The organism is Pseudarthrobacter kochi (assembly GCF_055412805.1).
The window spans coordinates 46,960-71,273 of record NZ_JBVAYV010000021.1 but is presented as its reverse complement, the minus strand read 5'-3'; the positions used below and the strand labels follow the sequence as shown (position 1 = coordinate 71,273).

Here is a 24,314-nt window from a genome sequence, read left to right as displayed (position 1 = left end):
CACGGAACACCACCGGCAGCAAGGCCGGGAACCCCGTCATGCCCACCGACCGAACCCAGACCTAGATCAGAACGACCCCGCCCCATCAAACACAACCGGTGGATCGAGGCTTAGCGTCCCAGCGCAATCGCGGCGACGGCACTGGCTCCCAGCACGGTGCTCCCAGCACGGTGACCCCGGCGGCGGCCCAGCGCATGGGGGAGGCCGGCGGCGTGTAGGAGGAGCGCCGGCGCAACGCATAGGGAGATCCGCAGCGGAGCGGGAGCGATGTCGGGGAACAGTTCGTCGATGCCAAGCGCCCCCACGATCAGGGCCAGCGATGTCCTGATCCAGGCCAGAAACGTTGTTTCATTGGCGAGCGAGAACCGGTAGTCAGGGGTGGATCCGGTCTTCCGCCATGCTGGTTCACGCATTGGTCGCCTGCTGTCCCGGTGTTGACCTGTGGCACCAGCTCCGACGTGGGGCCGGGGTAAAATTCTTAGTCATGAGCAACGAGCACGCCATCACCCCCGAACCGGCACCGGCACCGGCACCGGCACCATCGCACGCCTCGCGGATTCACGGGTGCCTGCTGGGCGGCGCCCTGGGTGATTCGCTGGGGTACGCCGTCGAATTCGACGACATCTCTACCATCCGTGCGAAGTTCGGTCCGGACGGGCTGCGGGAGTTCGCAGCGCTCGACGGCGGCAGCCACTTTTCCGACGACACGCAGCTCACGCTGTACACCGTGGACGGGCTGCTGGAGGCGCTGGAGTGGGCCAATTCGGGCGTGGCCGCGGACACCAACGCGTGCCTGTGGCTCGCGTACCTGCGCTGGCTGGCCACCCAGGGCGTGCCGGTTCCGGAGGCGGCCCCGTTCCAGCCGCCCCGGTGGATCGATTCCCATTCCGTCCTCAAGCATCGCCGCGCCCCGGGCAATGCCTGCCTGAGCGGACTGGCCACCGGAGAGATGGGGACGTTTTTCCGGCCGGTCAACCCGGACTCCAAGGGCTGCGGCACGGTGATGCGCTCGGCCCCCTTTGGCTTGATCCCCTACATCGCCCCCGCCGACGTCTACAAGCTCAGCGCCGACGCCGCCTCGTTGACCCACGGGCACCCCGCCGCGAGGCAGAGTGCCGGCATTTTCAGTCTCGTCATCCACGCCCTGCTCGCCGGGCACGGGCTGCGGCCGGCCGCGGAATACGCTCTCGGACACCTGGACACCGTCCAGTTGCGCAGGGACGAAAGAGTTGATCCGGACCTCATCTCCCGGCTGGAAGCAGCACTCCGGCTTGGTGCCGCCGGCGCGCTGCTGGACCCGGAGGACCTGGTTCGCGAACTCGGCGAAGGATGGGTGGCCGAGGAGGCACTCGCCGTCGCGCTTTACGCGGTGCTCGCCACGGAACCGGATCCGTCGGCTGCCGGAGGGCACCCGGAGGAGCACTTCCGCGCGGCAATCGCCGTCGCGGTTAACCACAGCGGGGACAGCGACTCCACGGCGTCGATTGCCGGCAACATCCTGGGCACGTTCTACGGCGAGGACTGCCTTCCGGCGCAGTGGCTCGAACGGCTTGAGGCCCCGGAAGTCATCCGGGGCATGGCGTCCCGCCTGGCGGCCGTCACCGGCGCCTGAACCGGCGCCGGTCCAACCCCGCGGCGCTCCAGTCCGGCCCTCAGGACCGGCGGAGCGAAATGTTGTTGCAGGCCTCGCATACGTCCTCGGGGATCAGGCCGCGGCGCTGCAGGGAGCCGAAGATGGCGCAGCCCAGGCAGAAGCCGGCGAACGCCTCCAGGGACGCGGCCACAATCAGGACCGTCAGCAGGATCCACGCCGCCGGTGCCAGCCCCGCGGCCAGCAGGACGGCCGCGGCGGTGGACATGGCCGCACCGATGCCCTGGGCGAAGCGCTTCGGCGGGCCCGGAACCAGCCGGGTCTTTCCCAGCCGCGGCGTCAGGACCTTGACGGACAGCTGGGCGAGCGGCGAAATCCGCGGGCCGAACAGGACGCGCAGCCAGAACCCCGCGGCAATGAGGGCCAGGCCCCAGCCGAAGCCGGTCAGCAGCGTCACCACGGACAGCAGCACCACAAGTGCGGCCGTGACCCGGGCCGCGTACTCGTTGACCGGGTTGGGAAACGCGAAGACCGCGCGCCAGTCGATTCCGCCCCTGCGCGCAGATGAAAATGCGGTTGCAGGTGCCGGAGGCGCGGGACGTGCCGAGGTCAGTTTGCTCATCGTTCAAGGCTAGGAGCAGGCCCGCCCCGGGCGAAATGTTTGTTGCGCAGCATGACCGCGGAGCCCCGGGACCGGCGGGGATCAGGCAATGGCGGCGGAGGCCACGTGGCCGCCCACCATCTGCAGGAATTCACCTTCGGAGAGGACCTCAATCCGCTGGCCCCGCTCGTGCAGCTCCAGCACCCGCCGGGCCTTGCCGGTGAGCCGGCCGGAGCGCAGGTCGGCGGCCACGAACCCGTCCCCCACCACCAGGACGGTGGTGCGGGCCGTGACCCGGCTCTCGGGCCTGGCGCCGAGTTCGGCGGAACGGACCTTCGCCTCGGGACGGGGGATGGCGAGCTCGCCGGTAAACACCACGGTCTGGCCGAACAACGGGTGGCCGGGCTCGGCGAAGGCGTTCGGCGGCGGGTTGGCGCCTTCTTCCGGCCAGCCGGGCTGGTAGGCCCGGACGGGGGCCGCTGCTGCCGCTCCCCCGGCCAGTGCGTCGAGGGCTGACTGGCTGGCTTTGGAGAGCGGATCACTCAGCGGGTCGAACGCTTGCTGGCGGGACACCGTCAGGCCCAGCGACAGGTACAGTTCCGCGATGCTGCCGGCGCCGTTGCGCGCGGCAATGTCAATCAGGATCCCGGCGCACGCCCGCGCGTCCTCGGCGGCGTCGTGGTGGTTGACCAGCGGGACACCGGCTTCCTCGGCCGCGTACGGCAGGGAATTGGAGACGAGGGAGTAGCAGCGGCGCGAGAGCATCACGGTGCAAACGTAGTCATAGGCCGGCCCCGGCAGGCCGGAAACCTCCAGGCCGGAGCGGATCACGCCGAGGTCGAAGGCGGCATTGTGGGCAGCGAGGATATCACCGCCGATGAAGGCGCCGATCTCCGGGAACAGCTCACCGAAGCGCGGCAACCCGGCCACCTGCTCAGGCCGGATGCCGTGGATCCGGACGTTGTGGTGGTCGAAGCGGTCATGGTTTTCCGGCGGCCGCATCAGCCACGAGGCTTCCTCGACCACAACGCCGCCGCGCACCTTGCTCAGGCCAACAGCGCACGGTGAACCCCGGAAGCCATTCGCGGTCTCAAAGTCGATCGCCGTAAAGTCCAAACCCACGCTCCAACTTTAGCGCCGGATTCCGGCCGGGCCCGCACCGGCGGCGCCAGTGCCGATCCCGCGCCGCCCGCCGTCAGCGCCCGACGGCGGCCGTCAAGTACCCTTGACAGGTGAACCTTTTAGCTTTGAATGACTTCGCCGTGTCCACGATCGGCGGCGCAGGCCCGGTGCAGCCGCACCTCGCCTCGTTCCTGCCCGACTGGCTGAACCCCCAGGTCTTCCTGGCCGACCCCGCCCTCGCGCCGTGGGTCATTCTTTTGGTCTGCGGCATCATCTTCGCCGAGACGGGCCTGCTGATCGGCTTCTTCCTGCCGGGCGACTCGATGCTGTTCACAGCCGGACTCCTCGTGGCCACCGGGACCATCAAGGTCAACATCTGGGCGTTCGTGGTGATGATCATCGTCGCAGCGATCATCGGGAACCAGGTGGGCTACCTGATCGGCTCCAAAGCCGGCCCCGCCATCTTCAACAAGCCGAATTCGAAGCTCTTCAAGCGCGAAAACGTCGAGAGCGCCCACGCGTTCTTCGAGAAGCACGGCGGCAAGGCCCTGATTCTGGCCCGTTTCGTGCCGATCATCCGGACCTTTGTCCCGGTGATCGTGGGCGTGGCCCAAATGAGCAAGCGCAAGTTCTTCGTGTTCAACGTGATCGGCGCCGTGCTGTGGGGCGGCGGTGTGACGCTCCTGGGCTACCTGCTGGGCGACACCTTCCCGTGGGTCCGCGAAAACCTGGACATCATCTTCATCGCGATCGTCCTGGTGTCAGTGGTCCCGATCGCCATTGAGGTTGTCCGCGGCTTCATCGCCAAGCACCAGGCCGAGAAGTACGGCACGGACGTCGTCGAGGAGTTCATCGAGGAGCACGAGCCCGAAGAGGAACGCAAGACGCCGTAACGCCCGTTCCGGACAAAGAGTCCGGACAGGCAGCCCGTACAAACAGCGCGATGGCGCCCCACAGTGATGGGCGCCATCCTTCTTAGCGTTTATGGGGCAAAGGTTTCGCCCGTCGGAAGCGGTCCGGGGGCACTTCGACACGGACACGCCGAGGATAACGGACCCAGGGGCCGGAATCGTGCCCAAAGGCGCCCCGGACGGCGAACGGCGCCGGGCTACCTCCCGGACAAGGCCTCCACGATGGCCGGAAGCAACGCCCGGAAAGCGTGGCCGCGGTGGCTGATGGCGTTCTTCTCCGCCGGGCTCAGCTCGGCGCAGCTGCGGTCCAGACCGCTGGGCTGCAGTACCGGGTCGTAGCCGAAGCCACCGGCCCCTCGGGGTTCGCGCAGGAGCGTCCCCTCGAGCTGCCCGTACTCCACAACTTCCCGGCCCTCCCCTGCGCCGGCCCCGGGGACGGCCAGTGCCGCGGCGCAGACGAACGCGGCACCGCGGTACTCGTCGGGAACGTCGGCCAGCTGGTCAAGCAGCAGCCGCAGGTTGGCGGCGTCGTCCCCGTGGCGGCCGGCCCAGCGGGCCGAGAAGATCCCGGGAGCCCCGCCGAGCACGTCGACGGCGAGGCCGGAGTCGTCGGCGATCGCCACGAGTCCGGTCGCCTGCGCCACCGCGCGTGCCTTGAGCAGCGAGTTCTCGGCAAAGGTCACACCGGTCTCGGCGACGTCGGGTGCACCGACGGCCCCCGCGTCCACCACCTGGGTGTCGACGTCGAGGCCCGGCACCTGCCCGCGCAGCAGTTCCCGAAGTTCCCGGAGCTTGCCCTGGTTGTGCGTGGCAAGCACCAGTACCGGCACGGCGCTGTGGCCTGCTGCGCTGTGATCTGCGGGGCTGTGATCTGCGGTGCCCGGCTGTGCCGGACCCGCTGTCACGGGGCTTCCGCCAGGGTGTCGCGCTGGATGGCGGCGAGCTGCTCGGTGCCCATCAGGGCCAGGTCGAGCAGCTTGTTGAGCTCATCCCGGTCGAAGGGGGCGCCCTCGGCGGTGCCCTGGACTTCGACGAACTTGCCGGAACCGGTGACGACAACGTTCATGTCGGTCTCGGCCCGGACGTCCTCGACGTAGGGCAGGTCCAGCATCGGGATGCCGTCAATGATGCCGACGGAGACGGCGGCGATCGTGTCGATGAGGGGCTGGGCATTGCGGGCGATCATTTTGTTCTCGCGGGCGAAGCGGATGGCCTCGGCAAGCGCCACGTAGGCGCCTGTGATGGCGGCGGTGCGGGTGCCGCCGTCGGCCTGCAGGACATCGCAGTCCAGCACGATGGTGATCTCGCCCAGGGCCTTGGTGTCGATGATGGAACGCAGGGACCGGCCGATCAGCCGGGAGATCTCGTGCGTGCGGCCGCCGATCTTGCCCTTGACCGATTCACGGTCGGAGCGGGTGTTGGTGGCGCGCGGCAGCATGGCGTATTCGGCCGTGACCCAGCCGCGGCCTTCGCCCTTGAGCCAGCGCGGGACGCCCTCGGTGAGCGAGGCCGTGCACAGCACCCGGGTGTTGCCGAACTCGATCAGGGCCGATCCCTCGGCCTGCTTGGACCAGCCGCGGGTGATGCTGATCGGTCGGAGCTGATCGGGGGTGCGGCCGTCGGCGCGGATAACGGGGGCAGTAAGGGCTTCGGAAGTCATGCCATTAGCTTATCGACCCGCACCGGCCCAGCCGGGCACGCCTGCCTATCCGTGCCCATCCGGACTGAAAGCTTCCGCTCAAATCGTGTAGTGCACGCCCGCCACGGCCACGGCCACGTGCTGTCCGAAGACTTCCTTGGCTTCGGCCATGACGGTCGTCGGGGATGTCCAGACCGGTATGTGGGTCAGCAGCAGCCGCCGGGCGCCGGCGGCGACGGCGGCTTCCCCGGCGCGCTTGCCGGTCAGGTGCACGTCCTTGATGCCGTCGTCGCGGCCTTCCTCGAAGGCCGCCTCGCAGAGGAACAGGTCGGCGTCGCGGGCCGCGTCCTCCAGCCCGCTGCAGGAGTCGGTGTCGCCGGAATAGCTGAGCACGCGGGTGACGGTGTTGCCGTCCTTGTCCGGTTCGGTGACCTCGACGCGGAGAGCGTAGGCCTCCTCGACCGGGTGGTTGACAGCGTAGGGGGTGACCGTGAACGGGCCCATGGTCACCGGCTTGCGCTCGGACCAGTTGCTGAAGTCGAATTCCTCGTGCATCCCGGGGTCCAGTTCCAGGCCGTAGGCCGTCGCCATCCGGTCGGCGGTGGCGGCCGGCCCCCACACCGGAATCCTGCCGGGTCCCCAGCCGCCCGGCTTCCACCGCACCGCGACGTGGAGTCCGCAGAGGTCCATGCAGTGGTCCGGGTGCAGGTGGGTGAGGAAGATGCCGTCGATGTCCTCAAGATCCGTGTAGCGCTGGATGGCACCGAGCGCGCCGCTGCCGAGGTCCAGGACGATCTTCCAGTTCCGTTCGCCGTCGCTGGCAGTCAGCAAATAGCACGACGCCGGCGAGCCGGGCCCCGGAAAGGATCCGGTACAGCCCACGATGGTCAGCTTCACAGCAGTGTTCCCCCGCCCGCGGGTCCGCCCACGAAGTTGGAGATCCGGGGACGGTCCGCGCCGGCTTGCGCGGCGGCGATCATTTCCGGCGTGATCCTGGCCAGGCTGCCCGTGGGGTACTGGGCCGCGACGTGGTCCACGTGGCGGACGCTGAGTACCTCGGGTCCGAGGAAACGGCGGGCCAGGTGCTCAAACTGCGCGGCGTCCCCCGTGGCAATGAAGTTGTGTTCCGGAGCCGCGGTGTCCGTGCGCTCCAGTCCGCGGGACGCCAGGGCCCGGTAGACGTCCTTGGCCGTTTCCTCGGCGCTGGAGACCAGGGTGACATCCTCCCCCAGGACGAACGAGATGACGCCGGTGAGCAACGGGTAGTGGGTGCAACCGAGCACCACAGTGTCCACGCCGGCGGCTATGAGCGGCGCCAGGTAGTCGCGGGCGACGGCGAGCAGCTCCGGACCCGTGGTGATTCCGGCTTCGACGTACGGCACGAACGCGGGGCAGGCCGCGGAGGTGATCTGCAGGTCCGGGGCGGCGGCGAAGGTGTCCTCGTAGGCACGGGACCCGATGGTGGCCGACGTGCCGATGACACCGACGCGGCCGCTGCGGGTGGCGGCGACGGCGCGGCGGACGGCCGGCTGGATCACTTCGATGACGGGGATCCCGTAGCGGGCGGTGTAGCGTTCGCGGGCGTCGCGGAGCACGGCAGCGGATGCCGAGTTGCACGCGATGGTCAGCAGCTTCACGCCGGAATCCACCAGCTCGTCCATCACGCCCAGGGCGTTGGCACGGACCTCGGCGATGGGGAGCGGACCGTAAGGGCCGTTGGCGGTGTCGCCGACGTAGAGGATGGATTCGTTGGGCAGCTGGTCGATGACGGACCTGGCCACGGTGAGTCCCCCGACGCCCGAATCAAAGACACCAATGGGCCGCGATCCCATCAGGCTGGCGGCCTGGCTGGTGACGCTGTTGCTGGCTGGGGAGTCCGCAGCAGCTCGCGCTGCCGGATCCATGCTCGATGCTGAAGTCATGATTATTCGAGGATAGGGCTTAGCCAAGGGCGCGGCCATCACATTGTGTCGTCCGACTCATGTCTAATTTGTCACACGCCGCCAGGCATTCCCTGCCACCTGGCCCTGAGATTCACGTCGCCTCCCGGCAGCTGCACCGCTGCGGTTCTACTGCCCCGCTGGCCCGAACCAGCGGGCCAGCGCGTCTTCCAGCCCCGATGGGGTCCCGGCTCCCGTCCACGCCACATGCCCGTCGGGCCGGATCAACACGGCCCCGGGAGCGCTGACCGAACCGATCACCGGGAGCTCCCACGCGCCGTCGTACCTGGCGTCCAGCAACTGCACCCGCTCCGCCCACGGACCCGGGTCGACGCTGCCCGGCGCGCCGAGGTTGAGCAGCACCGGACGCGCATCGTGCAGCAGGGTGAACACCCGGTGCGGGCCGTCGGTGGCGACGACGTCGAGATCGGGCATGCGGCGCCCGAGCAGCGGGTGCCCCTCACCGAGGTCGTAGCGGACGTCCAAGCCGGAAATGAGGCCGCCCAGCCGCTTCCTGGCCTCGTCGATCGTCAGCAGGCCGGCCACCGTGCCGGCCAACGCGCCGATGCACGGGTCGGCCCTCTGCGTGACCGACTGAGCCATCGTGTATTGCAGCGCCCGCGCCGCGGCAGGGTGCCTTTCGGCATGATAAGTGTCCAAGAGGCTGTCCGGCGCAGTCCCCTTGACCACCTGGGCGAGCTTCCAGCCGAGGTTCACGGCGTCCTGGATGCCGAGGCCAATCCCCTGTCCGCCCGAAGGAGAATGAATGTGCGCGGCGTCCCCCGCCAGCAGCACACGGCCGCTGCGGTACTCCGCGGCCTGCCGCGTGGCGTCGGTGAACCGCGAGATCCAGGTTGGGGCGTGGACCCCAAAGTCGGTGTCATAGACGTCGGTCAGCGCCTTGCTGAGGTCAGCAAGTGTGGGCTCGGCAGCCGGCCCGAGTCGCTTCTCGGTCACGACCACCCGCGTCGTTCGCCCGTCCTCCATCAGGTGCAGCCCGTGGATCCCCACCTCATCGATGCGGGCACCCGCCGGCGGCTCCTCGGTCACCTCCACTTCGGCGATCAGGCTGCTCCTGGTCGCGTCCCAGCCGGGGAACCCGATGCCGGCTGCCTTGCGGACGGCACTTCGCCCACCGTCGGCGCCCACCAGATAGAGGGCGCGCAGCGGTCCGCCGCCGGCCAGATGCACGTCGACTCCGCCGTCGTCCTGGCCGAGGCCTGCCACCGCGAGCCCCCGATGGACCGGCACACCCAGCTCCTCGATCCAGCCGGCCAGGATCCGCTCAATATGGTTCTGCCACAGTGCAAGCGTGTAGGGGTGCCGGGTCGGAAAGTCGCTCACGTCCAGCATCGTTGTCCCGAAAAACGCCGCCTGAACGGGCTTGCCTTCGGCGAGGAACCGGTTGGCAATCCCGCGCTGGTCGAGGATCTCGATCGCCCGCGGGTGGAACCCGCCCGCACGCGAGCCGTCCGGGCACGTCCGAGCCAGTTTGAGGCATGAGAGGGGTCTTGCCGCAAGCCCCCCCCCCGGCGCGCGATAAATTGGAGGTAGTAGGGGCAGGGAGGTCTGACGCTCCCGCTCTACGTCTCCAGCGACTGCAGCATCGCCTGGACCAGGGATTCCTGCAGCCAGGTGGTGAAGTTGTAGACCAGGGCCAGATAGCTTTCGACGTCCTCGGCCTGGGACCAGTCCTGCATAAGGTGCACGTGCCCGGCGTCCTCGTCGTCCCGGATGTCGAGGCGTTCGGCCAGCACCAGCCGGACATCGTTGAGCGCCGTGGACCAGTGCCGTGCGTCGGCGGGGCTCAGGACCAGTTCGTCCTTGTCCAGCCCCAGGGACGCGGCCTTTAACGCTCCGATCTTGCTCTCGCGCAGCGACCGCTCGGTGTAGCGGCGGAACTCCAGCGAGGCGGCGTCGTCGGTTTTCGAGACGTTCGGGAGCAGCCGGCGCAGGGCGCGGTCCGAGGGCTCGCGGGCCTCGGTGTCGAGTCCGACGAGCGCGGCCAGGGGGTCCTGGTTGGCGCGTTCCTCCGGCTCCAGCATGGACACGACGTCGTCGAAGAGGCTGCGCAGCAGTTCCCGTTCGGCCGGTTCCAGGTAGCCGGTGATGCCTTTGACGCCGTATTTGAATGCCTTAGCCACGTTTTCCTTTGCCCTTGCCTGATCCGGCGCCGCCGGAGCCGCCGGTGGCCTTTTCCACGGTGGCCCAGAGACCGTAGCCGTGCATCGCGACCGCGTGCTGCTCCACCTGCTCCTTGCTGCCGTGCGCCACGATGGAGCGGCCCTTCTTGTGGACTTCGAGCATGAGCTTGTTTGCTTTGGCCTCGGAATAGCCGAAGTAGCTGCGGAACACGTAGCTCACATAGCTCATCAGGTTCACGGGATCGTTCCAGATCACGAGGTTCCAGGGGACGTCCGGGGCGGTCAGGACATCGGTTGATGTCACTGTTCCGGTCTGGGTGCTCTCCTGGGTGTCAGGGCCGAGCGCAACGCTGAGGGTCATCTGTCCATTCTATGGGGATGCGCACTAGAGTGAATTTGTGAGTTCATCAGCTGGCTGGGACCGTCCCCGCACGTCCCTGTACACCGACCATTACGAACTGACCATGCTGCAGGCCGCGCTGCATTCCGGCGCCGCCCACCGCAAGTCAGTGTTCGAGGCCTTCGCGCGGCGCCTGCCGGACGGGCGCCGCTACGGCATTGTGGGCGGCACCGGCCGGTTGCTGGAGGGCATTGCCGACTTCCGCTTCGGCGACGCCGAGATCGACTTCCTCCGCCGCACCAAGGTGGTCAACGAGGAGACCCTGGACTACCTGGCCGGGTTCTCCTTCTCCGGTGATGTCTGGGGCTACGCCGAGGGTGAAGCCTACTTCCCCAACTCCCCGATCCTCATCGTCGAATCCACCTTCGCCGAGGCCTGCATCCTCGAGACCTACATCCTCTCGATCCTCAACCATGACAGCGCGATCGCCTCAGCGGCCTCCCGCATGATCACCGCGGCCGGCAGCCGCCCCTGCGTGGAGATGGGCTCGCGCCGCACCCAGGAGGAATCCGCCGTCTCCGCTGCCCGCGCCGCCATCATCGCCGGTTTCGACAGCACCTCGAACCTGGAGGCAGGCCTGCGCTACGGGCTCAAGACCGTGGGCACCGCCGCGCATTCCTTCACCCTCCTGCATGACAGCGAGCGCGAGGCCTTTGAGGCGCAGATCGCCTCGATGGGCGCCGGCACCGCACTGCTTGTGGACACCTACGACGTCGAGTCAGCGGTGCGCACCGCCGTCGAACTGGCCGGCGACAAACTCGGTGCGGTGCGGCTGGACTCCGGCGACCTCGTGGCGCAGGCGCAATGGGTGCGTCAGCTCCTGGACGGTCTGGGCAATGAGCGCACCCGCATCATCGTCACCTCCGACCTGGACGAGTTTGCCATCGCCGCCCTGCAGTCCGCCCCGGTGGACTCCTACGGTGTCGGCACGTCCCTCGTGACCGGTTCCGGCGCCCCGACGGCCAGCATGGTCTACAAGCTGGTCAGCCGCACGGACGACGCCGGCGACTTCGTCCCTGTCGCAAAGGCCGCCAAGAACAAGGCCAGCAAGGGAGGCCGCAAGTACGCCCTGCGCAAGCTCAACGAGCGCGGCACGGCCACCCAGGAGATCATCGGGGTCGGCCACCGCCCGGACGACGACGGCAATGACCGTCCCCTGCTGCAGCAGTTCATCAAGAACGGCGAGCTCCTGCCCGGCTGGACCGGCGCGGAGGGTGTGCTCCGTGCACGCCAGCGCCACGCGGACACCATGAAGGAGCTTCCCGCCGTCGTCAACCGGCTGCAGCGCGGCGAAGCGGCCATCCCCACCATCTACGAGGAGAACTGATGTCCCGCGCCCTGATCATCGTCGACGTCCAGAACGATTTCTGCGAAGGGGGCTCCGTGGCCGTCAAAGGCGGGGCGGAACTTGCCGGCGCGATCAGCGAGTACGTTGACGCCCACCACGGACAGTTTGACCACGTCGTGGCGACCCAGGACTGGCATGTCGATCCAGGCGCGCATTTCTCGGACGACCCGGACTACGTCGACAGCTGGCCCAGGCACTGCGTGGCCGGAACCCGCGGGGCCGAACTCCATCCGGACCTCGACACGGAATACATCCAGGCCTACTTCCGCAAGGGCCAGTTCACCGCCGCCTACTCGGGCTTTGAGGGGCTGCTGGCACCGGACGACGCCGTGCCCACCGGTGACCGCAAGCCCGGAGCCATGCCCGTGTCCGGAGGTGCTCCCGGCAGCAGCGGCAGAAGCGGCAGCGCCGACGGCACTACCGAAGCCCTCGACGGCGGTGACTTCGCCACGGGCGAGGACGCGATCGGGCTTGACGACTGGCTGCAGAGCCATGACGTCGAGGACATCGTGGTGGTCGGAATCGCCACCGACCACTGCGTGAAGGCGACCGCCCTGGACGGGGTCCAGGCTGGGTACTCCGTGACGGTGCTGCGGGATCTGACCGTGGGGGTTGCCGAGGATCTTGACGACGCCATCGCGGAGATGGAACTCGGCGGGGTCGACATCGCCTGAGCCGGCTGCGTGGTCCCTGCCCGCTGACGGGAAAACCGCACCCTCGAAGTAGACTCGAAATCCTTGCCACTATCGTCTGAACCGTAAGAACCCCGGAGTACATCATGAAGAAGACCCTCACCGTCCTGATCGCTGCCGGGGCCCTGCTCGGCGCCGCCGGCTGCTCGGCCCCGCAAGACACCACCCAGGAGTCCTGCGCGCGGGTCCAGACCGTCGGCGCGGGACCGACGTCCAACGCGGACAAGGCAGGGATGATTCGCCTCGCCAACCGGCTCCGTCCCATCGAGGCCACCGCGTCCGCGGAAATGAAGGCTCCCCTGAACTCCATCCTCGAATTCCTGGACGAGTCGGCCAAGGAAACCCCGGACTCCGCAAAGCTCCAGGAAATGCAGGGCGCGTACACCTCTGCAGGCCAGACCCTCAGCCAGCTCTGCACCGGCGGCGGCCAGTAACAGCCAGCCGGCGGCTGCAAGAAGCTGAGAAAAGCTGCAAAAAGCTGCAAAAAAGGGACCGGGTGACCCCGGTCCTTTTTTGTGCGCATTTTCAGGCCCGCGCTATTTGCGGCCGATGAACCAGTCCTGGAGTTTCCGCAACCGGGTCTGCAGCTGCTCCTCGTTGGCCTGGGCCACAGCCGGACCGCCGCAGACCGTCCTGAGCTTGGTGTGGATGACGCCGTGCGGCGTGCCCGTGCGCGCGGACCAGGCCGCGACATTCTTGGCCAGTTCGGTGCGCAGGTCCATCAGCATGCGGTGGTCCGGCAGAGCCGGTACGGCAGAAGTAGGTGCCGCAGCGGCGGGCGCCGCACCCTGCGGGGCGCGTGCGTTCTTGCGGTTGAGCTGCTCGTGCTGGCGCTGGCGCAGCAGCGTACCGACCTGGTCGGCGTCGAGCAGGCCGGGAATCCCGAGGAAGTCGAGCTCGTCCTCCGAGCCCACCTCGCCGCCTGTGCCGAACTCGCCGCCGTCGAACAGCACGCGGTCAAACGAGGCCTGGGAATCGAGGGCCTCAAACTTGCCCTTCGTCAGCGAATCAGAGGCCTTTTCCTCGCGGTTCGCCTCATCCATCAGCGAGTCTTCGGGGTTGAAGAGGCCGTCGCCGTCCTCCTTCTCCGGGCGGTCCAGGGCGTGGTCCCGCTCGGCCTCCATGGAGTTCGCCAGCGCCATCAGCTGCGGCACGGAGGGCAGGAAGACCGACGCCGTCTCGCCGCGCTTCCGGGCGCGCACGAAGCGCCCGACGGCCTGGGCGAAGAACAGCGGCGTGGCAGTCGAGGTGGCGTACACGCCGACCGAAAGCCGCGGGACGTCCACGCCTTCGGAAACCATGCGCACCGCCACCATCCAGCGTTTTCCGCTGGCGGTGAACTCCTCGATCTTGCTGGAGGCCTTGGTATCGTCGGAGAGAATGACCGTGGGCGACTCCCCCGTGATCCTCTTCAGCTGCCCGGCATAGGCGCGCGCGTCCTCATGGTCGGTCGCGATGACCAGCCCGCCGGCGTCGGGAACGGTCCGGCGCACCTCGCTGAGGCGCTTGTCCGCCCCGGCCAGGACCGCGGGGATCCATTCCCCCGCGGGGTTCAACGCGGTCCGCCAGGCCTGGGAGGTGACGTCCTTGGTGACTGCCGATTCGCCGAGGGAGGCCGCCATTTCCTCGCCACCGCTCGTGCGCCAGCGCATCTGGCCGGAATAGGCCATGAACATCACCGGCCGGACCACATGGTCCCTCAGCGCCTTGCCGTAGCCGTAGGTATAGTCCGCTTTGGAACGCCGGATGCCGTCGCGGTCCTCGGCGTATTCCACGAAGGGGATCGGCGAGGTGTCCGAACGGAACGGCGTACCCGTGAGGGAGAGCCGGCGTGCCGCGGGCTCGAAGGCTTCGCGGAGCCCGTCGCCCCAGGACAGCGCCTCCCCGCCGTGGTGGATCTCGTCGAGGATCACCAGCGTGCGTGCGGCCTCGGTCTTGGCCCGGTGCAGCATCGGCTTGCTCGCCACCTGGGCGTAGGTGACCGCGACGCCGATGAACCCGCGGCCGTGCTGGCCGTCGGCGTTCTTGAAGTTCGGGTCGATGGCGATGCCCACCCTTGCGGCGGCGTCGGCCCACTGCCGTTTCAGGTGGTCTGTGGGCGCCACGATGGTGACGCGGTTGACGACGTTGGCCTCGATCAGCATCGATGCCACCCGCAGCGCGAAGGTGGTCTTGCCGGCCCCGGGCGTTGCAACCGCAAGGAAGTCCTTGGGATGGGTGGCGAAGTAGCTGTCGAGGGCCTCTTGCTGCCAGGCACGGAGCCTCGGCGCGGTGCCCCAGGCCGCCCGCTCGGGATACGCGGGGGGCAGCACGGGTCCGCCAAAGAGTGTCTCTGTCACTTAGGTGCCCTCCATTCCGCGCACTGCTGCCGCTGCCGGAGAAACCCAATTAAGCACAAAAACACCAATCTTTTCGGATGAACCGTAAGCAATCACCGGCCTGCATGGACCGGGCATCATTCCCCGGGAGGACAGGGCGCCCCGGCGCACGGCGGCGCGCCTTGGCGCGGGACACGCGCAGTTGCTGCGCCCCCGCAGTGCGTAGCCGCGCTACTTGTCGCCGGAACCCTTGCCGCCGTCGCCGCCAGGACGGAGGCCTTCGTAGACCTCTTTGCATTCGGGGCAGACGGGGAACTTCTTCGGATCGCGGCCCGGTGTCCAGACCTTGCCGCACAGCGCGATGACGGGTTCGCCGGAGAGCGCGGATTCCATGATCTTTTCCTTGCGCACATAGTGCGAGAAGCGTTCCCGGTCACCGGGTTCCACTTCCTGGCGCAGTTCCTCGCGCTCGATCGTGGCCGTCGACGTCCCGGCTCCGGAGAGCTCGCGCATCGGGTCGTTTTCGAGAGGATCGGTCATGCTGTTCATGAGACCCATCTTAGCCGCTGGATCAGCCACTATTGCGACGGGACGGGGACGGGACGGCGGCGGCATGGTGCCGGGACGGCGGGAACGGGCCGCTACAGACCCTGCCACGACGGCTTGTTCTCATAGCTGTGGCGGTAGTAGTCGGCAAGCCGCAGTGACGACGCCGCCGCCTCGTCGACCAGGATCGTGGCGTGCGGATGCAGCTGCAGGACGGACGCCGCACAGATGGCTGCGACAGGCCCTTCCACGAGGTCGCGGACCGCCTGGGCCTTCTGCGCGCCGGTGGCAATGAGAATCACATGACGGGCCTCCAGGATGGTGCCGAGTCCCTGGGTGACGACGTGGTGTGGAACCTGGGACAGGCTCCCGAAGAACCGCGCATTGTCCCGGCGTGTCTGCTCGATCAGGGTTTTGATCCGGGTCCGCGACGCCAGGGATGAACCTGGCTCGTTGAACGCAATATGGCCGTCCGTGCCGACGCCGAGCAGCTGCAGGTCCACTCCCCCGGCCGCCCGCATGGCGTCCTCGAAGGCCCGGCAGGCGGCGGGGATATCCGCCGCCGCGCCGTCAGGGCCGTGGACGTTCGAAGGGGCGATGTTCACCCGCTCGGTGAATTCACGCCTGATCACCTCACGGTAGGACTGCGGATGGCCGGGCGTGAGCCCCACGTACTCGTCGAGGGCGAAGGCGTGCGCCAGGCTGAAGTCCAGGCCGTCCCGTTCGTGCCGCAGGGCGAGTTCGTCGTAGACGGGCAGCGGTGAGGAACCGGTTGCCAGGCCCAGCACGGCGTCAGGCTTGCGCCGGAGCAGCGCCTCGATCGCATCCGCCGCGAGGGCCGCGATCGGCTTGCTGCCGGACAGAATGACGACTTCCATGGCCTGCCTTTGCGGTTGCCTGGGCGGGTGCCTTGATTTTGCCGCACCCGCTGTCGGTTGTGCCTAGTCGCAGGGTATCGCAGTCCCGGCCGCGGCGCGCGCGTCAGCGGTTGACGGCCAGCTGTGCCAACAGTTCCGGACCCCGGGCGTCGAGCCATTTCCCACCCAGCCGGACCCCCGCGGCGAACAGAGCCAGCCCCAGGACCGGGCCCAGGAGCAGGTTGATCCAGCCGAAGATGGACGAGCCGGTGACGGATTGTGCCACCATAAGGGCTGCTTCGGGGAGCATAAGCAGGAGGAGCACCCCCATGCCACCGAACTGCACCGCCATCGTCTGCGCGACATTGCCCGGCGGCTTCTTGAACGGGCTGTCCCCGGGGAGCGGCACCGCGACGGTGTAGCGTGCCGACACCACGGAGGAGAGCCCCATCCCGCTGAACAGGACACCGAGTGAGAGTCCGAGCACGCCGGGCAGGAGCGTCCAGTCCGCTCCGAACAGGAACGGCAGGACGCTGAGCGCCAGCACCAGCGGCAGGGCGAAGACCAGGCACGCCACGGCACGGCCGAGCCGGTCGTGGACCCCCCGCACTCCCGTCGAGAGGTGAAGTGCGAAGGCGGTGTTGTCATAGGAGACATCGGTTGAGATCGACCAGGCGAGCAGGAACGCGGTCAGCGGGCCGACAAAGAGGAGCACTCCGTAGGAGCCCGTCTGGGTGGCCTGGAACAGCATCAGCACCGGAACCAGCGGGACGACGACGAGGGCGCCGGCATACCGCGGGTCCCGGAGCCAGTAGCTCAGTGACCGCGCAGCCACCGCGCCGGTGGGGGTTGCCGGGAACAGCGCGAAGAAGCCGAGTCCTCCGGCGCGTTTTTTGGAGGTGCCGGCGTACGGCGGCGTCACGAGCGCACGCTGCAGCAGGAGCTTCCAGCACAGCGCGAGCCCGGCGAGCGTGGCAAGCGCGATCAGGAACTTGAGCGCCGCGGCGCCGTAGCTCCCTGCGGCCAGTTCGCCGCCGAGGGACCACGCGGCCCCGGCCGGGGTCCATGACAGCGTTCCGGCAAGTCCGGTCAGGAAGTTCCCGGAGCCCGCAATCCCCTCAGCGACACTGGCCACGATCGGGCCCATCAGCACGAGCGGAATCAGGAAGACAACCGCGCTGGCATCCTTGAAACGGCGGGAACTCGCCAGGCCTGCCGTGGCGGTGGTGACCACTTTTGACAGCACGATGCAGCTCAGCACACCGAGGACCGCACCGATGAGGGCACCTGCCGCGCCGGGGACGCTCCGGGACCAGGTCCCGACCGTGCCAAGGGCCACCAGCGCGGTCGCCGTGCCCGGGATGCCGATCAGCCCGCCGAGGGCCAGCCCGGCCAGCAGCTGCGGCATCGGCACGGCGAAGGTGGTGAACCGTGCCGGGTCGAGGGTCATGTCGGCGGCTGAAGCGGCGACCGGGATGACGGCCCACCCCAGCAGCGCCGCGGCACCGCCCAGCACCACGACGGTTTGTGCCAGGCCGGCGTCCGCCCCGCGGAGGAACAGCAGTCCCGTGATGCCAAGCGCCACGAGTCCGAGCGCATAGAGGGTGCCGATGCCAAGGCCCACCAGCTGCCAGGGGCTGCGCCGGACGCTGTTGCGCAGCAGGGTCAGCTTGAGCCTTAGAAGGTGCGCAACCATTCCAGCCCCTCCGTGTGGTTACGGCCGCCGACCAGCTGGACGAAGCGGTCTTCGAGGGACTCGCCCGCGCGGACCGCGTCCACCGTCCCGGCCGCGAGGACACGACCGGCGGCGACGACGGCGACGTGGTCGCACATCCGCTGGACCAGGTCCATCACGTGGCTGGAGACAATGACGGTGCCGCCGGACGCCACGTACCGGTCCAGGATGTCGCGGATGTTGGCAGCGGAGACGGGGTCCACGGACTCAAACGGCTCATCGAGGACCAGCAGGCGGGGTGCGTGGATCAGCGCGGAAGCGAGGGCTATCTTCTTGGTCATGCCGGCGGAGTAGTCCACCACGAGCGTTCCGGCGTCGGGGGTCAGGTCAAGGACGGCGAGCAGTTCCCTGACGCGTTCAGCCACGATGTCCTTCTCCATACCGCGCAGCAGCCCGGCGTAGCTGACCAGCTGCTCTCCGGTCAGCCGGTCAAAGAGCCGGACACCGTCCGGGAGGATGCCCATCAGCTTCTTGGCCTCCAGCGGGTGCTTCCAGACATCCACTCCGTGCACCAGCGCGGTGCCGAACTCGGGCCGCAGCAGTCCTGTGGCCATCGAGAGGGTGGTGGTCTTGCCGGCGCCGTTGGGTCCGACGATCCCGTAGAAGGAACCGGCCGGGACGTCCAGGCTGATACCGTCGACGGCGATCTTGTCGCCGAAGCGCTTGGCGAGACCGCGCAGCGACAACGCGGGAACAGGCGCCCCCGGCTGGCTTTCAGGGGCATGCGGGTGCGGTTGCTGAAAAGTCATGTCGTTAGACTAACCGCCCGGGGCGCGGAAGGGATCGTCCGCAAGGCGTAACCTCCGCAGGCAGGGAACCTCCCGTTAGAAGGAGTGGCGGGGAATGGCCCGTTCGTACTGCGGCGGCCATGCCAGTTCCTCGCCAAGTTCGAACGCTGCCCGCAGCCACCAGTGCGGATCGCGCAGGGCGGCACGGGCGATGAAGACACCGTCAGCCTGGCCGGTCGCAACAGCGTGCTCGGCCTGGCCGGCGGAGGTCAGCAGCCCCACGGTGCCGGTCCTGACCCCGGTTTCCCGGCGGATCCGCGCGGCAAAGCCGGTCTGGTAGCCCGGTCCCACGGGGATCTGCTGGTAGTCGACGGCGCCGCCGCTGGAAACGTCCACGAGGTCCACGCCGCGTTCCGAGGCTGCCCTGGCCATCCGTACCGACGCTTCGACGTCGATGCCGCCCTCGGCCCAGTCAGAGGCGGAGATCCGGAGCAGCAGCGGCATGGAGTCGGGAATGACGTTTCGCACGGCGTCGACCACGGCGAGGGTCAGCCGGTTCCGCCCGGCCTCGTCGCCGCCCCAGCCGTCCGTGCGGTCGTTGACCAGCGGGCTCTGGAACTGGTGCAGGAGGTAGCCGTGGGCGCCATGGATCTCGATCGTGTCGAAGCCGGCTCGGACGGCCCGGACCGCAGCGCCGGCGAAATCGGCGATCACGCCGTCGATCTCCTGCTCCGTCATTACCGAGGGGGCCTCGTAGCCGTCAAAGGCTTCGGTGCCGGGACCAACGGTGGGCCAGCCGCCGTCGTCGGCAGCCACGGTGCCCTTCTTGCCGGAGAACGGCCAGTAGGAGGATGCCTTCCGGCCGGCGTGCGCGAGCTGGGTGCCGATCTTGGTGTCGGCGGTGCCGTGCCGGTGCACGAAGGAGGTGATCCGTTCCCACGCTGCCGCCTGGTCGTCGTTGTAGAGTCCGGCGTCGCGGGGGCTGATCCGTCCGGCGGCGTTCACGGCGGCCGCCTCGGTGAGGATCAGGGCCGCCCCGCCGGTGGCGAAGGAGCCCAGATGCATCAGGTGCCAGTCGTTGGGGACGCCTTCCCCGGTTTCCGGCCCGCAGCTGTACTGGCACATGGGCGACACCCAGCCGCGGTGCCGCAGGTGCAGGGAGCGCAGTTCCAGCGGCGTGAAGAGGGCGGAACCCATCAGAAGAGCACCCGTGCAAGGTTCTGCCGCGCTTTTGCGACGCGGTCATCGCCGGTGCCCACGACGTCGAACAGTTCCAGCAGCCTGACCCGTGCCGTTTCCCGCTCCGGGCCGAAGTTCCTGCCGATGAACGCGACGATCCGCCCGAGGCCGTCCTCGACGTGTCCGCCGGCGACGTCCACGTCGGCCACGCCGAGCTGGGCCGCAAGGTTGTCCGGCTCGGTGGCGGCTTTCTGGCGCAGCGCTTCCGTGTCCGCGGCGGAGAGCGGCTGGAGCCGGTCCATCAGTTCCACCTGCGCGAGCCCGGCCTTGGCTTCGGCGTCAGCGGGCATCTCCAGGAGGGCCTCTCGGTAGGCGTCCGCGGCGGCGGCGTAGTCTCCGGCCTCGATCGCGTCATACGCCTTCTGGTGCAGGGGCGGCAGCGGCGGGGCCTCGGGCCCGGCGGCGCCGGGTCCGCCCGCGCCGATCCGTCCGGTCACGCCATTGGCGGCGGCGACTTTGAGAAGTTCATCCAGCAGGCTGCGGACCTGCGGTTCCTCGGCACCGCCCTGGAAGAGGGGCACCGGCTGGCCCTTGACGAGCGCCACCGCGGTGGGCACGGCCTGGACCTGGAACGCCTGGGCCAGCTGTGGGAACACTTCAACGTCCGCGGCACCGAGAACCAGTTGGCCTGCATAACTGTCAACGATCCGCTCGAGCACGTCCACCAGTTCGGCGGAGCCGGGCGAATAGGCCGCCCAGAGCGCAACGACGACCGGGACCTGGGCCGACAGTTCCACGAGTTCCTGGAAATTGGCTTCGGTGATGTCCACACGTAGCGGACGGCCGGCCGGCTCTGCATCGCCGTTGCCCGCGGCAGGCGCCCCGGGCACAACGGGTGCGCCGGCGGCGGCAGGCGGCGCAGGACGCTGTTTCAGGGAGGACAGGTCGACGGCGCCCCGCAGGTTGAGCGGGTTGGCGGCAGCTGGCGGGACCGGGCGGGAAGCTGGCGAAGTCATGGTTCCACTCTAGCCACATCAGCCCGGGCCGGTGCCACTTGAAGGGGCCGTGCGACAGAACAGACCCGGCCTTGCGGCCAGGTCTCTTCTGTCGGTACTGATTCTCTGCACCGTCTCTGTCAGTGCTTAGTGCGCCGGGCCTATTTGAAGCTGGCTCCCACAAGGCCGCGGGTGGCGGCCACGAGTTTCATCGGGTCCTGGGACCCTGCCGGCGGGATGTAGACGGCCACGGACTCGGCGAAGTTCAGCACCATGCCGGTGCTGGTCTCCTTGCCGCCGGCGAGGGCGGCTGCGTCATCGCCGATCGTCAGCTTGTCGCCGGACGCCTTCGGGGTGCCATCGAAGCCGAAGTTCAGGCGGCCCAGTGCCAGCGCCCCGCCGTCGGCGGTCCGGAACACGACAACGCTTTCCGGGACCAGCTTGTGGGTGAAGGAGAAGGTGCCGTTGACGCCGGAGTTCACCACATCGGCCTGGTAGGCCAGCGTGTCCGCAATGTACGGGGAGGATGCGCCCTCGGCGAGCTTGTCCTTGAACGCGGAATCTGCGGAGTTCAGCCGGTCGCCCAGCCCGCCCAGCGCTTCCTCGCCGCTGTAGAGCAGCCCCGACTTGTCAGCGGGTGCCAGCGTCCCGGTGCCGCCGCGCGCGATCCCCGGGAAGGTGGTTCCCGGCTGGAGCGGCGTGGTGAGGACCAGCTTGTAGTTCTCCCGCGGGGAGGCCTGGGTCAGGGTGAGCAGTTGCGGAACAACGTTTCCCTCGCCCTGGGTGACGGCCATGACGGTGCGCGGCCAGTTGCGCTTGTCGGTGACGACGGTGGTGAGGAGCTTGGTGGCACGGACCGGCATCCGGGCCTCGTACGAGCCGACCTGGGAACGGATCTTGTAGTTCTGCGTGCGGACCTCGAGTTCGGGCCCTGCCACGCGCGGCTCCAGCTTGCTGGCGTCCTTGGCGGCGTCGCCGGCGTCGACCGCGCTGGCAACCTGCTCGAGGATGCGGCGGAACTGGGCGTCGACCATGACCGGAGAATCCGGAGCCGGCGCCGCGGCCGCAGATGATGTTCCCGGCGACGGGGCCGGCGTCTGGCTGGCCTGGGCCGCCACGCCGCTGCCGGCGACGGCGGTGGCGGTCAGCACGGCCACGACCACGCCGGAGCGCCGGAGCCGCTGCGTCACGGTCGCCGGTGTGGCGGTGAGCTGCCCGGGGGTGCCCTTCGGGTCAGCGGCCTTGGGGTCAGCAACCTTCGAACCTGTGCCCTTCGGGTCACCCGCGGGCGAACCAACCACCGGAACAGCTTCCGTGGATCCGGTGGAGTTCCGGGCTTCGCTGCGTGCCGCAGCCTTGGCCTGCGCACGGCGGGCGAACATGCTGCCGCCACTGCCGGAACCGCCGCTGCCCGAACCGCTCGTACCCGAACCGCCGCGGGTGGCCGCTTGGGGCTTGAGCACCAGAAGCGCGGCGCCGGCCAGGATCATCAGGCCGCCGAGAACCATCAAGGGAATGGCCCACGGAGTGGACGTGTCGTTCGGGAAGGTCATGGTGATCGAGCCCGGGGCGGGCTTGGTGCCGTCCGCTGCAAGCAGCAGGGACCAGTCGCCGTCCGCCGGCGGGGTCCAGTTGTACTTCAGCTCGCCGCTGGCGTTCTCCGTGCTTACCCACAGGTCCGAGCCGGCCGGCGAGGGCGCGGTGGCTTCCCCGTCGGCATGCGTCAACTGCAGGGCCTTGCCGTCCCCGGAGACACCGGAGACGGTGTTGTGCGCGGTATTGCCGACCCAGGCCTCGACGTCGTCCGGGCGGCCGGCGGCCAGCATGAAGCTGCCTTCGCCCTTGACGTTGATCGTCACCGTGCCGTTGTGCAGCGTGCGGAGCTTCGCGTCAAAAACGGTCAGCGGCGCGGCAGTGCCGGCAGGTGCGGTGGCGGTCACGGTCTCGGCCGGAGCCCAGAATGTCTTCTGGCCGATGCCGGCCAGCAGTGTCAGGAGGCCCAGCAGCACTAATGCAACTGCAGTCTTGAAACGCAAAATATTACCTATCATCAGCGGACACTTAGCTTCAATAGTAACCGTTTTGTTACCACGGAGTCAGATCGGACTGTTTTTCAACCGCTCCGCCGGCACCCGCGGCAGCCGCCTGGGCGCGCTAAAACAAGCCTGCTGATAGTGTTTGGCGTGATCATCACATGGGGGCCGCCACCGCGACTCCGCCGGGGTAATACAGAGGATAAAGGGCTTTCAACGCAGTGACTGGACACACGGACTCGTCCCCCTCAGGACCGGAAGAAAAGCAGGAATCCGGCAGCACGGTGGGAAGTCCGCAAGAGCACGCTTCCCCGCGCCGCGTAGCCCTTGCCGGGGTACTGAACTCGATGGCGCACCGCCTGCGCCAGCCCCTCCCGGGGGCCCAGCCGCGGCTCCGCTTCGAGATGCCTCCGGAGCAGGAAGAGGACGGGACGGCGCCCGGGACCGAGGAGGGCACCCGGTTCGGCAATCCCGGCCCGCGGATGTCCTCCCAGCACCCGCTCTACGTGGGATTCATGGGGACCGTCGGCGTCGGTGTGGCACTGCTCGTGTACTGGATCGGCTCCAACACGACGCAACTTCTGCTCTGGATCGTGGCGGCGCTCTTCATTGCCCTGGGCCTGGACCCGGTGGTGCGCTGGCTCGAGGCGAAAAGGGTCCCCCGCGCCGCGGGAATTGTGATCGCCGTTGCCACCCTGGGCCTGGCCATTGCCGCCTTCTTCGCCACGCTGATCCCGACAATCGTCCAGCAGGTCACCCAGATCGTCGAGGAGGCGCCCCGCTGGGTCGCGGACTTCATCAATTCCGATTTCTTCCGCAGCATTGACAACCAGTACGGGGTGCGCGAACGCATCACCCAGGAGCTGGAGAAGTTCGTCAACAACCCGGAGGCGATGGGCGGGATCTTCGGCGGCGTCGTCGGGTTCGGCTCCACTGTGGCGAACGGCTTGTTCGGCGCGCTCATCGTGCTGGTGCTGAGCCTCTACTTCCTGGCCGCCCTGCCGGCCATGAAGAAGTGGGGCTACCGGCTTGCTCCGCGGTCCCGCCGGGCCAGGGTCGAGGCCCTGTCCGAGGAAATTACCGGTTCGGTGGGCAACTACGTGATCGGCCAGGCCGTCGTCGCCCTGGTGAACGCCACCTTTGCGTTCATTGTGATGTCGATCGTGGGCGTCCCGTTCGCCGTCCTGCTGGCGTTCGTGGTGGCCCTGCTGGCCTTCATTCCCCTGGTCGGCGGGCTGATTGCCGGGGTCATCGTCACGCTGATTGCCCTCACGGCGGGCTGGCAGACTGCCGTGGTCTACGCCATCTGCTACTTCGCCTACCTGCAGTTCGAGGCCTACTTCATCTCCCCGCGCATCATGCAGAAGGCCGTCGCTGTGCCCGGCGCCGTCGCGGTCATCTCGGTGATCGCCGGCGGCAGCCTGCTCGGCGTCCTCGGCGCACTGATCGCCATCCCCACCGCCGCGGCCATCATGCTCCTGGTCAAGGAGATCTTCATCGTCCGCCAGGATAAGCACTAAACAGGAACCGGCGCG

The 24,314-nt window shown here is 68.4% G+C and carries 24 protein-coding genes; 6 read left to right on the top strand and 18 right to left on the bottom strand.

Going from position 1 to position 24,314, the window contains the following annotated elements:
• Window positions 1–110: 110 nt before the first annotated feature.
• Window positions 111–413: a YidH family protein gene (locus tag ACZY0Y_RS11920; protein WP_463958167.1), complete on the bottom strand. Its 303-nt coding sequence runs from the start codon at window positions 411–413 to the stop codon at window positions 111–113.
• Window positions 414–484: 71 nt separating this feature from the next.
• Here ACZY0Y_RS11920 and ACZY0Y_RS11915 point away from each other — a divergent pair, with 71 nt between their 5' ends.
• Window positions 485–1,612 carry an ADP-ribosylglycohydrolase family protein gene (locus ACZY0Y_RS11915; RefSeq protein ID WP_463958165.1) on the top strand — a complete coding sequence of 376 codons (1,128 nt, stop codon included), beginning with the start codon at window positions 485–487 and terminating at the stop codon, window positions 1,610–1,612.
• Between the two features lie 40 nt (window positions 1,613–1,652).
• Here ACZY0Y_RS11915 and ACZY0Y_RS11910 read toward each other — a convergent pair whose 3' ends face one another.
• Entirely contained in the window at window positions 1,653–2,213 is a 561-nt protein-coding gene (locus ACZY0Y_RS11910) for a DUF4395 domain-containing protein (RefSeq protein WP_463958163.1), read from the bottom strand.
• Window positions 2,214–2,294: 81 nt separating this feature from the next.
• Window positions 2,295–3,314, bottom strand: coding sequence for a 3'-5' exonuclease (locus tag ACZY0Y_RS11905; protein WP_463880164.1), 1,020 nt, complete (start codon window positions 3,312–3,314; stop codon window positions 2,295–2,297).
• A gap of 125 nt (window positions 3,315–3,439) precedes the next feature.
• Between ACZY0Y_RS11905 and ACZY0Y_RS11900 the strand changes: the two genes are divergently transcribed.
• On the top strand, window positions 3,440–4,207 hold the full coding sequence (locus tag ACZY0Y_RS11900; RefSeq protein WP_463958174.1) for a VTT domain-containing protein: 768 nt from the start codon (window positions 3,440–3,442) through the stop codon (window positions 4,205–4,207).
• Between the two features lie 215 nt (window positions 4,208–4,422).
• Here ACZY0Y_RS11900 and rdgB read toward each other — a convergent pair whose 3' ends face one another.
• The 7 genes from rdgB to clpS all read right to left on the bottom strand — a co-directional run bounded on the left by rdgB (window position 4,423) and on the right by clpS (window position 10,309).
• Window positions 4,423–5,055 carry an RdgB/HAM1 family non-canonical purine NTP pyrophosphatase gene (gene rdgB / locus ACZY0Y_RS11895; protein ID WP_463880296.1) on the bottom strand — a complete coding sequence of 211 codons (633 nt, stop codon included), beginning with the start codon at window positions 5,053–5,055 and terminating at the stop codon, window positions 4,423–4,425.
• Between the two features lie 71 nt (window positions 5,056–5,126).
• On the bottom strand, window positions 5,127–5,885 hold the full coding sequence (rph, locus tag ACZY0Y_RS11890) for a ribonuclease PH (RefSeq protein ID WP_024367137.1): 759 nt from the start codon (window positions 5,883–5,885) through the stop codon (window positions 5,127–5,129).
• 78 nt (window positions 5,886–5,963) lie between these two features.
• Complete coding sequence (locus tag ACZY0Y_RS11885) at window positions 5,964–6,761, bottom strand: MBL fold metallo-hydrolase (protein ID WP_463880161.1); 798 nt, start codon at window positions 6,759–6,761, stop codon at window positions 5,964–5,966.
• Window positions 6,758–7,768, bottom strand: coding sequence for a glutamate racemase (murI, locus tag ACZY0Y_RS11880; RefSeq protein WP_463958172.1), 1,011 nt, complete (start codon window positions 7,766–7,768; stop codon window positions 6,758–6,760). The genes ACZY0Y_RS11885 and murI overlap by 4 nt, the downstream gene beginning before the upstream one ends.
• Before the next feature lie 165 nt (window positions 7,769–7,933).
• Window positions 7,934–9,235: an FAD-dependent monooxygenase gene (locus ACZY0Y_RS11875; protein ID WP_463958170.1), complete on the bottom strand. Its 1,302-nt coding sequence runs from the start codon at window positions 9,233–9,235 to the stop codon at window positions 7,934–7,936.
• 152 nt (window positions 9,236–9,387) lie between these two features.
• On the bottom strand, window positions 9,388–9,948 hold the full coding sequence (locus tag ACZY0Y_RS11870; RefSeq protein WP_463880159.1) for a DUF2017 domain-containing protein: 561 nt from the start codon (window positions 9,946–9,948) through the stop codon (window positions 9,388–9,390).
• Entirely contained in the window at window positions 9,941–10,309 is a 369-nt protein-coding gene (gene clpS, locus ACZY0Y_RS11865) for an ATP-dependent Clp protease adapter ClpS (protein WP_463880156.1), read from the bottom strand. Before clpS ends, ACZY0Y_RS11870 begins: the two co-directional genes overlap by 8 nt.
• 37 nt (window positions 10,310–10,346) lie before the next feature.
• Between clpS and ACZY0Y_RS11860 the strand changes: the two genes are divergently transcribed.
• The 3 genes from ACZY0Y_RS11860 (at window position 10,347) to ACZY0Y_RS11850 (ending at window position 12,822) form a co-directional block, all read left to right on the top strand.
• Window positions 10,347–11,675, top strand: a complete 1,329-nt coding sequence (locus ACZY0Y_RS11860; RefSeq protein ID WP_463880154.1) for a nicotinate phosphoribosyltransferase — start codon at window positions 10,347–10,349, stop codon at window positions 11,673–11,675.
• Window positions 11,675–12,370, top strand: a complete 696-nt coding sequence (locus tag ACZY0Y_RS11855; protein WP_463958161.1) for an isochorismatase family protein — start codon at window positions 11,675–11,677, stop codon at window positions 12,368–12,370. Before ACZY0Y_RS11860 ends, ACZY0Y_RS11855 begins: the two co-directional genes overlap by 1 nt.
• A 104-nt stretch (window positions 12,371–12,474) precedes the next feature.
• On the top strand, window positions 12,475–12,822 hold the full coding sequence (locus ACZY0Y_RS11850) for a hypothetical protein (RefSeq protein ID WP_463880149.1): 348 nt from the start codon (window positions 12,475–12,477) through the stop codon (window positions 12,820–12,822).
• 102 nt (window positions 12,823–12,924) lie between these two features.
• Here the strand turns inward: ACZY0Y_RS11850 and ACZY0Y_RS11845 are convergent, their stop codons facing one another.
• The 8 genes from ACZY0Y_RS11845 to ACZY0Y_RS11810 all read right to left on the bottom strand — a co-directional run bounded on the left by ACZY0Y_RS11845 (window position 12,925) and on the right by ACZY0Y_RS11810 (window position 22,797).
• Window positions 12,925–14,727 (bottom strand): DEAD/DEAH box helicase, encoded by a 1,803-nt coding sequence (locus tag ACZY0Y_RS11845; RefSeq protein WP_463880147.1) that lies wholly within the window; start codon window positions 14,725–14,727, stop codon window positions 12,925–12,927.
• A 210-nt stretch (window positions 14,728–14,937) separates the two neighbouring features.
• Complete coding sequence (locus tag ACZY0Y_RS11840; RefSeq protein WP_443094306.1) at window positions 14,938–15,246, bottom strand: DUF3039 domain-containing protein; 309 nt, start codon at window positions 15,244–15,246, stop codon at window positions 14,938–14,940.
• 101 nt (window positions 15,247–15,347) lie between these two features.
• On the bottom strand, window positions 15,348–16,130 hold the full coding sequence (gene nagB / locus ACZY0Y_RS11835; RefSeq protein ID WP_463958159.1) for a glucosamine-6-phosphate deaminase: 783 nt from the start codon (window positions 16,128–16,130) through the stop codon (window positions 15,348–15,350).
• Window positions 16,131–16,233: 103 nt separating this feature from the next.
• Entirely contained in the window at window positions 16,234–17,805 is a 1,572-nt protein-coding gene (locus tag ACZY0Y_RS11830) for a transporter (RefSeq protein ID WP_463958157.1), read from the bottom strand.
• The gene (locus tag ACZY0Y_RS11825) at window positions 17,787–18,593 is read right to left on the bottom strand and encodes an ABC transporter ATP-binding protein (protein ID WP_463880138.1); all 807 of its coding nucleotides are present in this window, start codon (window positions 18,591–18,593) and stop codon (window positions 17,787–17,789) included. The genes ACZY0Y_RS11830 and ACZY0Y_RS11825 overlap by 19 nt, the downstream gene beginning before the upstream one ends.
• A gap of 75 nt (window positions 18,594–18,668) precedes the next feature.
• Window positions 18,669–19,769, bottom strand: a complete 1,101-nt coding sequence (locus tag ACZY0Y_RS11820; RefSeq protein WP_463958155.1) for an NADH:flavin oxidoreductase/NADH oxidase — start codon at window positions 19,767–19,769, stop codon at window positions 18,669–18,671.
• Window positions 19,769–20,767, bottom strand: coding sequence for a tetratricopeptide repeat protein (locus ACZY0Y_RS11815; protein ID WP_463958153.1), 999 nt, complete (start codon window positions 20,765–20,767; stop codon window positions 19,769–19,771). The genes ACZY0Y_RS11820 and ACZY0Y_RS11815 overlap by 1 nt, the downstream gene beginning before the upstream one ends.
• 140 nt (window positions 20,768–20,907) lie before the next feature.
• Entirely contained in the window at window positions 20,908–22,797 is a 1,890-nt protein-coding gene (locus ACZY0Y_RS11810; RefSeq protein WP_463958151.1) for a hypothetical protein, read from the bottom strand.
• Between the two features lie 329 nt (window positions 22,798–23,126).
• Between ACZY0Y_RS11810 and ACZY0Y_RS11805 the strand changes: the two genes are divergently transcribed.
• Window positions 23,127–24,299, top strand: a complete 1,173-nt coding sequence (locus ACZY0Y_RS11805) for an AI-2E family transporter (protein ID WP_463880287.1) — start codon at window positions 23,127–23,129, stop codon at window positions 24,297–24,299.
• Window positions 24,300–24,314 lie beyond the last annotated feature (15 nt).